The organism is Neolewinella antarctica, from assembly GCF_011927835.1.
GTDB classification, from domain to species: domain Bacteria; phylum Bacteroidota; class Bacteroidia; order Chitinophagales; family Saprospiraceae; genus Neolewinella; species Neolewinella antarctica.
This window is the reverse complement of sequence record NZ_JAATJH010000005.1, coordinates 127,503-140,367: the sequence shown is the minus strand read 5'-3', so window position 1 is coordinate 140,367 and position 12,865 is coordinate 127,503. Positions and strand designations below refer to the sequence as shown.

The 12,865-nt window shown below is 54.2% G+C and carries 7 protein-coding genes; all 7 read right to left on the bottom strand.

Annotated features, from left to right (window positions below):
• Positions 1 to 304 precede the first annotated feature (304 nt).
• A complete protein-coding gene (locus tag GGR27_RS14730; RefSeq protein WP_168038652.1) occupies positions 305 to 2,113 on the bottom strand; it encodes a DUF5060 domain-containing protein in 1,809 nt (602 codons plus the stop codon).
• A gap of 99 nt (positions 2,114 to 2,212) precedes the next feature.
• A complete protein-coding gene (locus tag GGR27_RS20625; protein WP_168039050.1) occupies positions 2,213 to 2,392 on the bottom strand; it encodes a LytTR family transcriptional regulator DNA-binding domain-containing protein in 180 nt (59 codons plus the stop codon).
• 302 nt (positions 2,393 to 2,694) lie between these two features.
• Positions 2,695 to 3,465 (bottom strand): alpha/beta hydrolase, encoded by a 771-nt coding sequence (locus tag GGR27_RS14720; RefSeq protein WP_168038650.1) that lies wholly within the window; start codon positions 3,463 to 3,465, stop codon positions 2,695 to 2,697.
• Positions 3,462 to 4,781, bottom strand: coding sequence for a flavin-containing monooxygenase (locus GGR27_RS14715; protein ID WP_168038648.1), 1,320 nt, complete (start codon positions 4,779 to 4,781; stop codon positions 3,462 to 3,464). The genes GGR27_RS14720 and GGR27_RS14715 overlap by 4 nt, the downstream gene beginning before the upstream one ends.
• Positions 4,782 to 5,000: 219 nt before the next feature.
• A complete protein-coding gene (locus GGR27_RS14710; RefSeq protein WP_168038646.1) occupies positions 5,001 to 8,591 on the bottom strand; it encodes a hypothetical protein in 3,591 nt (1,196 codons plus the stop codon).
• Positions 8,592 to 8,765: 174 nt separating this feature from the next.
• Positions 8,766 to 9,068, bottom strand: a complete 303-nt coding sequence (locus tag GGR27_RS14705) for a hypothetical protein (protein ID WP_168038644.1) — start codon at positions 9,066 to 9,068, stop codon at positions 8,766 to 8,768.
• Between the two features lie 475 nt (positions 9,069 to 9,543).
• The gene (locus GGR27_RS14700; protein WP_168038642.1) at positions 9,544 to 12,780 is read right to left on the bottom strand and encodes an ATP-dependent helicase; all 3,237 of its coding nucleotides are present in this window, start codon (positions 12,778 to 12,780) and stop codon (positions 9,544 to 9,546) included.
• Positions 12,781 to 12,865 lie beyond the last annotated feature (85 nt).

Genomic DNA, 12,865 nt, shown 5'->3' with positions numbered 1-12,865 from the left:
TCAAAACATAAAGCACTTACTTTTCTCAATCCAAGCTTCTTCAACTCACCTAACCCTTCCAAGTTCCGACTATTTGATTCTCTGACGGACTCTTCTCTTTTTAGATAACCTAAACCTTCATCGACGGCTTCGGTATTTTCTTGGCTACTTTGAGGAAGGAGACAACACCGCCGCGCTCGTTCCTCCCGCTTACGATGTGGGGCTACCGACCTGCTCGACTAGTTATCTTCAGAGGAAGTCAGCAATAGTCGAATCTCTGTCAACCTATTACAGGACAGCTCATCTATTTCAGGACTGTTCAGAACTACACCCCCCGCACCAAAACCACCCAATCCATCCCAACCTCCTCCTCCGAAACCGGCAAGCGTATCCCCCCATCCTTCGCACCCTGCGGCCGCGCCCGAAAGTCATACTTACCCGTCCGCGGATTAAACAGCGAAACGGTATACTCCCCCGCCGGAACCGACAAAATATTCTCCCCCTGCTCCCCCCGCTTCAACAATATCAAATAAACCTCCCCCTCCTGCGCCAGCACCCAGTCATTTTCACCACTGGTCGTCTTGTTCATCGGAGACATATCAGCCAGCGGAAGCCGCTGATCCTCAAGAAACTCCTGCTGGTACCGACACTGGTCCCAAAACAGATCGCGGCTACGGAAATCCTGGCAACTAAGGTCGGAATGCGCGTGCTTGTAACCGAAATACCACTCCACGCCCCAGGCACCAGCCAGCAGGCCACCCCAGAGGGCGTTTTGGCGGGCGTTGTCGTGTTGTTGCTCGGTGTTATCTGCGTCGGGAACGAGGCTATGTTGAGCATCGCCGGGCTCATCAATCGCGACGGCCCACTTGAGATCTTCTTTTTTAGATAGGTCGAGCCAGTACCGAATGTCGGGGTAAACGTTGGTAAAATTCGGCTGATTCGTCTGGAGCGACAGGCCAGTGTACTTACTTTCCGGACCCATAATATCATAAAATTCCTGCCCGTCGTGGATGACGACGTGGTGGCGGTAAGGGTCGTTTTCGTAGAAATAGCGGGCCATGGCGAGGCGCTGGCTGGTCGTCTGCACCGGCGTTTCTTCCCGGCCGCGCCACTTGCCGTTCTCTTCCCCGACGTTCCAGTTCAGGGCCAGGTGGTGGCCGAAGCGGGCAATGAGTTCCCGGTAGTAGAGTTTGCGTTGGGTGCCGAGATCGCCGCCGTCGAGCAGCCCCTGGTTCTCCACTTCCGACATTTTGAAGTGCAGAAACATGCCCAGCCGTTCGCCGTGGGTGAAGACGGTCTCCCACTGGTCGAGCTTGGACACATCGAAGCGCTCGTAGTTGTCGTGGCTGACGTAAGGGAATACGTTTTCGTCGTCGCCGGCGATGTTGAGGGTGAGGAAACTGAAGGAATTCAGGCCTTCGGAAGCGAGGTAATTCACCGCGCCGATGAGGGCTTTGCCCTTGCCGTCTTGCCAGGTGGGGTCGCCGGCGTTCCAATCGCGGAGGTGGGGTTCCCAGGTTTTGACGAGTTCGTCGCGGAAGCCATCGTCGTGGAAAGTGCCGTCGAAATCAGCGTAGGAGAGGAGGTTTTCGGGGGCGTCGGTGCCGCACTTGAAAAAGATTTCGCCGGTCTCGGCCCAGACGGGATACTGACGGCCGTGAAAGAGCAGGCGGCCTTTTCCACGGAGGTCCTTGCCTGTTTTGTCGGTCGGGCTTACCGTGAACGCACCACGGAGTCCGTTGAGGTTGGGGAGCGGTTCGCCGGCGTTATGATTGTCGGTTACGGCTACGTTGCTGCCGGCGCGAAAACTGATCGTGTAGGTCCATTCACCGGTCCGGTCGGGCGCGAAGTGGGCGCGCCATTGGTTGCCACTACTGGCCCCGGACTCCCCCGCGTCGCCGTCGGCGGCGAAGTAGCCGGGCACGACGTAGGTCGCTGAATCGTGGCGCAACGTGACGTCCATCCGGTAGTGTAAAAAGGGGTTGGACCGGTCGTCTTCTTTCGTTTTTGGCCCGTCTACGGTGAGGGTGATCTTGTGCCACTTTTTAGTTTCGCCGGTGATGCTGACCTGGGCTCCAAGGTGACTAGTGAAGAAGATACCTAAAGTAAAAAGGAGAAGATGGCGATAACGCATGGCAACGGGGGTTTGAGTCGTGTGCGGACGAATATAGCCGTTTTTGAGCAACATTCGCGGCCGACCACGCTCGCTTTTTCCACCGTGCGGGGGTAGTCCCTACTTAGCCCCGAACAGTTCGCGGAGCACCACCGCGCGGTAACTCGTACCACCGGTATCTCTTCGAAACCCTGGTACCGACAGGTGCAATCGATTGCCCTCCAAGTGATCAATTTTGTCTTTTGCCACGATGTATGATTTGTGAACGCGGATGAAGTTACCGGGCAGCGTCGTCTCCAGTTTTTTGGGTGAGCCAAAGCGCTACCTTTTTCCCCGCCGTCGTGTGGTAAGTGACGTATTCGCGTATGCTTTCGACGTACAGGATGTCGGCGTGGATGCGGTAGAGCTTGTGGTCGGCGTGGACAATTTCGTGTTCGGCATTTGGGCGCGCGGTCGCAGGTGCAGGGTTGGTAAAGGGAAGCTACGGTTTTTGGTTAAAAGGTCTATAGTCTACCGTTGGGTTGTGGGCCCTGGACCTTGAAAAATCCCTGACGGGTTGTAATAAATTCCATACTGGTTTCGACCCCCGTTCCGGTAGGAATTTATAGACTGTTTTCTTTCAACCAATTAAAAATATTATTTGCGACCGTTTCGTGACTAGTGTCCAACATCATATTATGTCCGCATTCGTCAATCATAACCGGGCCGGTCTGATATCTTTTTGCGGTACGACTTATGTCATCCTGGTCAAACAGTCGATCGTTAGCGGCACCCATAACTAATATTGGTATGCATAGGTGAAAATTAAATTTTATACTGGGGGCCAATAATTGCAGAAACGCGGTGAAGGACTCCGCCGTCATTTTCTTGCGGTATGCATTCATTGTTTCGGGTGGCACGTGTTGGTAGAAGAGTTCACTTCGCGCGTATTGGTGGAAAGGGCCTGTTATATCTCTTTTTATTAAATTTAGTATGGATGCCGGATGTCTCCGTATGAACCTAAGGGCCGCTCGCCAGGCACCCGTAGGTGGGGAGGATGCCAGCAGCACGGCTGCTTTACAAGGGTATTTCTCTAAATAGATTTGTACGATGAATCCCCCCATGGAATGACCAACTAAAATGGGCTGTTCTTCCAAAGTGTCAACTAGTGCGTGTACGTTGGCAACGTAGTCCTCAATCGTCAGGTAATTAATGTTTACCGAGCTGATCTGCCCCGGTTCGTGCCCCGGCAGGTCCACTGCGTAACAATCATACCCCCGCAACGAAAAGTAAGGCATAAAATTTACCTCCCAGCACCAGGCGCCGTGGCAAACGCCGTGGATGAATACAATAGTTCCCAAACAACGTTCTGAGGCAGATTTCAGGAAGATCACGCCATCGCCTTTTTATATTTTTTATTCGGGTGGTTTTTGGGTAGTTCTTTTTTCAAAGCCTTCACGAATAAATGGTAATCAACGGTGATGGTGTGTCGGGGCGTTTTGATCTGGTCGAAGTGTGGATTCGTAACCTCTTTTTCGCACAGTTCTTTGATGTTAGCGGGCCGCTGCCAATTTCCGGCGAGCTCACTCGCGGCGAGCTTACTCTGTAGTTCGGAACCCGGCCATATGCAACCGAGGGGTTGGAACATGCCGATGAAGTAGAGATTGCTATAGGTGGGGTGGAACATCTTGAGGTAGAGCGGGACGGGGCCCGAGCTGTAATTCAAAAATTCATTGTCAAAAAACGGGTGTACCAGTACGTACCCCGTGCAGGCAATCACCGTGTCGAAGATTGCCGAACTACCGTCCTTGAAGTGTACTTCTTTATCGTCAAATCGCTCAATATCTACGTACGGGATTACCTTTCCGTGGCGAATTTTGTAGGGTAACTCGCTGTTGATCGTCGGGTGGCTTTGCTCCACCCGGAAGGCCGATTCCTGGAGCCCGTATAACTTATTCCCGCCCGTCGCGATCTTAACGGTCAGGTTGGCCAAAGCGTAGCGAAGTTTCAACGGCAGAAAATTCAACTTTGAGGCGAATACATCGCTGGGGACGCCCATAATAAATTTCGGCACGATTTTATATCCCCTCCGCCAGCTGATGCCCGTTTTCTTCGATACCCTGCTCGTCTCTACCGCTACGTCGCAGGCGGAGTTTCCACCCCCGATTACTAGCACTTTTTTATCCGCAAAGGCACTCGCCTTTTTGTATTCGTGAGAATGCAGGTATTCCCCCGTGAACTCACCTGGGTACTCCGGGTGCCGCGGCTGCCAGTGGTGACCGTTACAAACGACCAGGTCCGTAAAAATCTCTTTGCTGACCTTCCCTTCTTGCTCGATGGTTATTTCCCAGGTAGTGTTATCCACACGCTCACAGTGCAGCACTAGGGTATTAAACTGAATTACTTCGTACAGGTCGAACTTCTTCGCGTAAGCCTGGAAGTACCTTCTTAATTCGTCGTGGGAAGGGTAGTCCGCGACGCTTTTGTCAAACTCGTCAAACGTAAAATCTTCGTACTGAGACAAGGTTTTTGAACTGATGATGTGCGTAGTCTCGAATACACTGGAATGCCCCGGCTCTTCCGTATAAATCCAGTTGCCGCCGACTTCCGAATTTCTGTCGTAGGCGACGACGTCCAATCCTTCGTCGCGCAAGTTTTTAATGGCGGTTATTCCCGAGGGCCCCGCACCGATTACACAAATTCTTTTCATTTCGCGGTCTATTCTAATATATAAAAGCTGATTAAGGCTGACTAGTTGGTAACTAAAGGTAGTAATCCAGCGCGCAACTGGCTTGACAGCGAGCCTCCCATAGCATGGCTCTTCCCCCATTTCTCCTGCATCCCGCGACCGCGCAAGAAAGAACAGTCTGTGGTCTAAAGTCTATGGTCTGACCAGTGACCATAGACTCTAGGCCACAGACCCAAAACCCTAAAATCTAGCCTGCACCACCGCCCGCCCCACGTGCACCGTCTTCGCCTCCCCCGTCTGCCGCCCGTCGTAGCTGATCGTTAGCTGCAAATAGTCGTTGAGTTCCCGCGTGGCCCCGACGGTCCAGAGTAAGTTCCGCCCCGGCTGCAGCCCCTGTAACAGCGCGAACCCCACGGGGCTACGGGAATTGCCTTCCAGATTGATGTCGATCCACCGAAAACTCGTCGTCAGCCACTGGTTGTAGTTGCCCTCGAAGGAGGCCTCGAGCCGATCCGTGTTCTCCCCCAGGCCTTCACTCAGGACGTTTTCTTCCCGTGCGAGGATCAGCCGGGTGGTCAGGCTCACCTTGCCCGGTTGCCAGTTCACGCTCGGTTCCACGGCGCGCCGCTGGATGACGAAGTCCTTATTGTTGAAAAACTCCGAATCGGCTTCCCGCCGCCCGCTCTCGACCGCCCCTTCGATGCTTAATTGTTGGTTGGGCCGCAGCCGGAACCGCAAGATCCACTCTTCCTTGCGGTTGGATTCGTAGCCCGTCGTCAGCACCTGCCGCCGCCGCTGGTCGTTGTTGGATAACTGGATGTCGTAAACCGGGTTTGCGCGGTTGAAAAACAGGCCATGGCGCCGGCGCAGGTTTAGGGCGACTAGGCTAGAATCGGATACGGCCAGTTGCAGCGGATTCCACGATTGTATCTCATCATCCTCCCGCGTTTTGCGGTCGATGAGCACGGACGTGTTTGCACTGAAGCGGCGGAGGAACTTCTTTACGCCCGTGGCCTCCCGCCAGAGCCGAGCCGGGTCCCAGTTGAAGGATTGGTTGATGCTGACGTTGTCCGTGCGGATGAAGTCGTTGGTGAAAATGCTCACCCGGACGTAATCGGCGATGTCCGGAAAAGGGCTGATCTCCATCTCGTTCGGTTGGATCTTGCCGTCGTTGTTGTACAAACTATCCTGCCAGATGTACTGTCCCTGACCCGGGCCGACGAAGAGGTATTGAAAATCCACCCGTGGCTCCTGCCCGCTCCCGACCTGGTAAGTGGTTTGGGTTCGCAGGCTGCGTTTGAGGGCGTTCGTGCGCAAATCTAAACGACCGAGAAAGGTGCGGCTGGGCGTGTCGTCGACCAGTTCCCGGTCGAGGATGGTCAAATCCCTAAAGGTGAAATTACCGCCGAATTGCACGTTTTCGCTGGCCGTGAAATTCCCCTCCGCGCTGATTTCGCTGGCGGAGGTGCTTTGTTCAAGTTGGCTTCCTCGTGGTAATTTATCTTCCCGCCGGTTGAGGCCGATGGTGAGGCGATACTTATCGTTGGTGGGCGTGGCGATCCCGACGGCGTATTTATCGAATTGGAAGGAAAAGGGGGAAATCGTATCCACCGCCGTCTCCTGACGCAAAGCTTGTTCTCCCGCATAACTACCCGTCAGCGACCAGCCGCCGAGACGTTTGAAAATCTTGGTAACGTTCAGACTAGGCTTACGAAAACTGCCCTCCGCCCCGGATTCCGTGCTGTTCAGAAAGTTAGCTTCCCCAACGACGAGCCAGCCGTCGGTGGCGATCCGTACGTTGCCCACGTGCCGCCGCCCGAGGTACTCCGCACCCCGGCTAAACTGCTCGAAATCATAATCTAGTCTCCCCAGGCGCGGGCGCACGATACCGAGCCCACCACCCGCAATCCGTTCTACCCGCCGCTCGGGCTGCACCGTTCCTAGGCGGTTACTGAGGTTCCAATTCCGGAAAAATTCCGGGCTCCGATAAGGGTTGATGGGGTTAAAAGTTTTGCCGACGTATTCGAAATGGCCGCGCGTGGCGATGGCCCAGCCGGTGCTGTCGGAGCCGATTTGGAAGTCTTTGTCGTAGTCCAATCGCAAGGCACTGCCGTTGTCGTCTTCGGTGTCTTCACGGCTGAAGCGGTTCAAGTCAAGCTTGGTGGCGGAGGCTTCCAGCCTGATCTCACCGCCGTCTTTGAAGTAGTAGTTGCCACCGGCGGCGATGAGTTGTTGCTGGCCGGGGGCGACGAGGTCGATGACGGGGGCATAATCGCCGCTGGGCAGACAGGTAGCCGGGTCGTTACCCACAAAGCGGTAGACGCGCTCGTTGGCCGGCCGGTTGGGATCGAGCTCATACTGGCCACCGTTCGGGCCGCGGTTGGTGAAGGTCGCGACGTAGCGGCCTTCGATACTGCTGCGGAGGTAGAATGTGTCTTGCCGGATGCCATTGCAGAGGTAAAAAGTGTCTTGCAATTCATAGGTGGCGCGGACTTCCGCGCGGCCATCCAGCGTATCAATACTCAGGATTGGGATACCACCAATAATGTCGCCGGCGTCGCTGAGTTGCTGGCGCTGGTTGGCGTTGAGTTCGAGGTCGCCGGTGGCCGTGCGGCTATCCTGCTGGGTGTAGGCGTTGACGTAGGCGGAGTAGCGATTGCGGTCGTAGCGCGTGCTGGCCGTGGCGAGGGTGCGCACGTAGCGCTGGTCGGCGAATTCGTATTCGGCCGTAATACGACTGTCGCGGGTAATGATGCGGCGGGTGGAAAAGGTGAGTTCGGCGAGGTTGTAGTCGATGATGTAATCACCGTCGAGGCCCCGGGTGAGGAGGACGCCGTCGAGAAAGATACGTTCCGTGCCGGCCAGGACGATGAGGAAACGCTGGTTGCCGGAGCCGGTGAGCTTGTAGGGCCCCTGGTTGCCTTCGATGGGTTGGATTTGCTGGCGGGTGAATTGGCCGCGGGCTATGGCTATGCTCCCTTCGGTCGTTAGGCGGGAGGAATTAGGTGGTAGGCGGTAGGCGGTAGGCGGTAGGTCCGTACTACCGCCTACTTCCCTACCGCCTACCGCCTCCTCTTCGCCTAAAACCGTGGTAAAAGTAGCCCCCTCCAGTTTTTTGTAAAATTGTAAAAAGTACCCCTCCGGATTGCGGAGTTCATAGTCGCCGGCCGTTAACTGCGTGCGGTTTTTGCGAAGTTGGATGAAGATTTTATCGAATTCGCGGAGTTGCTGGGTCGTGCCCTCGGGTTGGATGGGGAGGCTTTCGTCGGTGATGGCGGCGGAGACTTCGATGCCGTTACCGAGCTCGCCGTCGAGTTGGAGGTTGAAGGCGGAGTTGAGGACTAAGTCTTGCCTGTTACCGAAACTAATACCCCGCGTGAAGCTGCCGTTGGTGCGCACCTTGCCGTCGTTGCCGAGGAGGTTCGGGCGGATGTAATCGTCGTAACTACCGATGACGAGCCCGGCTTCTTCCTGAATCAACTGGGTAGAATCGAGGAAGCGGGCGCGCTCGCTCAGGGTAAAGGGAAGGACGCGGTAGCGGGCGCGGAGGGTGTCCGGGAGAGAAGTCATCGGCACGTTCCAAGAGAGATAGCGGCCGGAAAGACTATAGGAAGTTTTCGGGATTTGGGCGCCGGAGCGCAGGTGCAAGGTAAATGTGGTGGGCGCAATCGTGAGGGTATCCACCAGTTGGCCGGGGAATTGGATGGCGATGAGGGTGTCGCGCAAGTTGGACAAGCCGGACTGGGCACGGAGCCCGCCGGTCGCTAGCAGCAGGAGGGCTGGTAGGGTTATCCATTTTAGAAAGGCCGTCACGGGGGGTAGAACGGACAAAGGGTTAAATTTGGTTTGCTGGGCTGGGAATCGTCAGTTACACATCTGATGAACTTTTGGCTTTCAACGCTTCGCGTTGGAAACCAAAAGATACATCCGATGAGAACTGACTTGGAGGTGACCTAAAGTTTTGAAATCTCACTATCCTAATTCTGTAACTTATAAGAATTAATTTCAGGGGTACAGAGCTAGTAACTGACGGCCAAGATCGCGGTCGCAAAAGCAATCGGCGGGGTCTTCCTGAAAATAGTATTCGTTGTAGGAGGAATATCCCCACTCCGATGGGTGGCTGACTAAGTTTGCTCTTACTGGGTTTTGGTGGAGATAGTCTACGCCAAATTTGAGGTTCCCGTCATGGTGTTTGGCTTTTCCGTGGGGTTGAAAGCGGGAGCCGGTAAGATTAAAATGCTTGTTATATGATTTCGTGAAGCCCATCAACCAAGTGCGGGTGGCTTCGCTTAATTCTGCGGTAGGCATGAAGTTATTTGCTTTACCGTTTAATACTATATTTTCTCTTAACTCGTGTTTTGGGATTAGCAGTAAGTGAAAATGGTTTGGCATGATACAGTAAGCAATCAAATGCGCCACTGGGGTTAATTTCTTATGCATTTTTCTGAGGAAAACAACATAGTTGTCGTGCTCGATGAATATCTCGCGCCGATCATTAGCGCGGTAGTATACGTGAAAGACTCGCTGTGATAAATTCCTGATGTCCATGACTCTAAAGTATAAAACTTTTGGATACGCAGAAATATAGAACGGATTCTCATCAGATGTATCTTTTCAGCTGGCTGCGAAGCGGTCAGCTGAAAAGTTCATCGGATGTGTAATTCGGGCGGCACGTCAGTTACACATCTGATGAACTTTTGTAGATCATTGCTGCGCAACGATCTACAAAAGATACATCCGATGACCGCCGTTGGCAGCAGCGCAGCTAGAACTGACTTCTAGCTCAACTAACATCATCCAACCCAAAATCCCCCAGCCCAACCGGCACCCCCACCCGCAATTCCGCCACGAACCGGCACCACTCACACTCCCCGCACCCCACGAAATCCTGCTCCTGAATCCGCTCCCAGACGTCCTTCAGGATCTTCCGCAGTGCATCCATATCCTTCGGCTGCAAGGCTAACTCCGCAAAAGGCTGCTCCCCGGCCTGATTGACCAGTAAATAACTGATCGCGCCAGATTTTACCCGCCGAATCTGCCCGGGCCTATTATCATAAAGTAATTTATAAAAAGCCAATTGCCGCCAGTAATCCCCGCCCTCCGGCTTTGATTTAGTTGGCGCGCGAAGTTTACCCTTGCTACCCGATCCTGAAGCGCTCGTCTTGTAATCCACTACCCGCACGTAGGCGTCCGAGAGTATGTCCACCCGGTCGATTTTTCCGGTTAGGGGAATACCATCCACTTCAGCGTTGCGAATGGTTAATTCGATTTCGCAGTCGTCCGTCCAGGTAGAGCGGTAGGTATCGTAATACTGACTTAATTCCTTCCGCCCCTGTTCCAGCCGGGCGGCGAAAGCGCCCGGTTTGAATAACCCTCGACGTAAGCCGAGACTATCTTCAAAATTAAAAAGTAATTCTTCCTTACTTGGAAATATCCGGGCCGAATCCGACAGCATCCGATTAAAGTAAGTTTCCAGCGCCTCGTGTAAAACGGACCCGTAAAGTGTTTTTTCCCGCTCCCGATCCGGTACGCGCAACAGCTTTTCGTAGAAGAACCTTGTCGGGCAATCCAGATACGCATAGAGCGCGCTAACACTCAGTCGGAAATCTTTTAATAACTCCGTAATCGCGGCTGCTTCCAGGCCGGGAAGGGTAGTTTTATCCACCGGTTGAAGTTGAACCTCCGCCAATCGAGCGATTTCCTCGCTGGCTAATCCACCCGCCTCTATTTCCAGGTCCGTTCCCGCCACTAACTCATCCAAAAAGACGGCCCGCTCCTGCGCCCGCCCCTTATCGTCAATATCGGCGACGGACATAATTACCTCCGTCTTCGCTCGGGTAATAGCGACGAAGAATAGCCGCCGCCGGGCTTCTTCTTCGCTTTTGGGGCCGGTAAAGGATAGCGTATCCGGTAATTTGAACTGGCTTTTACGCCCGCCACCGCCGGTGCCCCATTTGTTCTCCGCGCAATCGAGCATCCAGACTTTATCGAACTCCAAGCCCTTCGCGCTGTGAGCCGTGACGAGTAAAATAGCTTCAGCCTGATCGAGGTGGGAACGAATGGGTAATTCAAGCCGGTTATCGTCCATTTGCTGGAGGGTATCTAACAATCCGAATAAACGTAATTTCGGTCGGCGGGCCACTTCGGCGATGACGAAGTCGCTGAAGGTGGCTAAGTGTTGTACTAATTCAGCCCGGTTTGGGTCACGTACGGTATCGGGCAGCAGGCCGGAATCATTCATGGCCGTTTCTACCAATTCCGGTAACGGAAGACTTCCTACTTGGCCGATCATTGTTTCCAACCAGGCACCTACGTGCATTACTTTTTCGCTTGTGTCCAGGTCAGCGGGCCAGTTTTTTGGCATTTGTAGGTACATCCGCCAACTCGGGCTGTATCCCCGCTCGCTCTGCTCCCGCGACGCGCCAGCTATTCCCGTACTTAGTCGGGACGTCCGCGCCAGATTCATCCGCGCTAAATCAATTGCCGCAATACCGAAGCAGCGAAAATGTAGTATCCGGTAAATTAAATGCTCGCTCGCGCCGGGGGAAGTGTGCTCGGCGTCGAGATATGCTAACAATTCACGGGTCTGGCGAACGGGCCGGCCATCGAGCACGTTCGGGCGGCGCTTGCTGCGGTAGGGAATTCCACTGCGTTCGAGGAGGTGGCGCAGGCGTTTTCCCTGGGCGTGGGTGGCGTAGATGACGGCTATTTCCTCCCAAGGCACGCCGGCGTCTTGCCATTTTAATAGTTGTTCGAGTAATCCGGCTAACTCTTGCGTTTGATTGGTGTACTGTAGTATTTTGAGAGGGGTCCCGACAGAATACGGGACGGATGCCGGATCAGCTGGAAGGGGAACAGAGGAAATTGGGTCGGCCTCAATTTTAGTGAATGTAGCCGCGTTTAATTCTTTATTTACTTCTAATTCCGGTAATTCATTCCCGATCCTGTATTCATTCCCCCGGATGAGTGTAGATGCCGCATCCAGGATCGCCTGCCGGCTCCGGTAATTCTCCCGCAAGGTTACCACCTTAACTTCATCGTAGCGACTAAAAAACTCCACCATCGACCGTAACCGCGCACCCTGAAATTCATAGATGGCTTGGTCGTCATCCCCCACGATGAATATATTCGGCCGCTCCCACGGCTTAGTGAGCAGCGTAATGATATTATCCTGAGAACCATTTGTATCCTGAAATTCATCGACTAATAAATACTGATACCGCTCTTGATACGTCAGTAGTAACGAAGGATGCTCGTTGAACGCCCGCAAGACCCACCCGATCATATCTCCGTAATCGTACCGGCGGGTGCGGCGGAGTTCCTCTTGGTACGAAGGAAATAACCTGGCACCGGCGCGGAGGCGCTCCATCCGCAACGTTTCCTCCTGGATTGTACCAGGCTTCGGATCCCCGGCGGCGAATTGTTTGTATTTCCGTTTGTAGAAAAACCCTTCCTTAGCTGGTAACTCCCGTAAGTATTTATCAATATCCTGCTCGATCTGGTCCAACTCCCAGTTTTCACTTTTGATGGCTCCGAAGAGGTGACTTAAATAGGGTTCGTGGAAATACGGCTCGTTGTACCCCCGCTTGAGCGGATTATCCGCCGGCAGCTCGTCCAGTAACGTACGAATTACCCGAATCTGCTCCAGTTCCGAAAGTGGCTCCAACCCCGGCCGACCGAAATACTGCAAATTCTGCTGGATAACGTTGGAGCAAAATCCGTGAAAAGTAGAGATGTTGACCCGGTGCGCCTCCGGACCGATCATGCCCAGCAACCGCTCCCGCATGGCCTTCACGCCGGCTTCGGTAAAGGTCAGACAAAGGATGTTGTGCGCACCCGTATCCGTTTCCAAAAGTATGTTTCCGATCCGCGCGGCGAGTAGGTGCGTCTTGCCCGTCCCTGGCCCCGCCAGTACCATTACCGGACCGTCGATCTGCTCCACGGCGGCGCGCTGGCCGGGGTTGAGGCGGGCCATTTCGGCCTGGAAGGTGGTGTTGTTTTCGTAGAGGCGGTGGCGCATTCGGGTGGCTTGGGGTTAGGGTAAGGTACGGTTTGAGCGAATGTTCCGCCAAAGGTTGAGGGCTTGTAGCCCGAAAGTAACGGCG

Excerpts from the sequence above, each read along its gene's own strand:
- GGR27_RS14730 (WP_168038652.1), bottom strand. The coding sequence starts at position 2,113 with ATGCGTTATCGCCATCTTCTCCTTTTTACTTTAGGTATCTTCTTCACT.
- GGR27_RS14715 (WP_168038648.1), bottom strand. The coding sequence starts at position 4,781 with ATGAAAAGAATTTGTGTAATCGGTGCGGGGCCCTCGGGAATAACCGCC.
- GGR27_RS14705 (WP_168038644.1), bottom strand. The coding sequence starts at position 9,068 with ATGCCTACCGCAGAATTAAGCGAAGCCACCCGCACTTGGTTGATGGGC.
- GGR27_RS14700 (WP_168038642.1), bottom strand. The coding sequence starts at position 12,780 with ATGCGCCACCGCCTCTACGAAAACAACACCACCTTCCAGGCCGAAATG.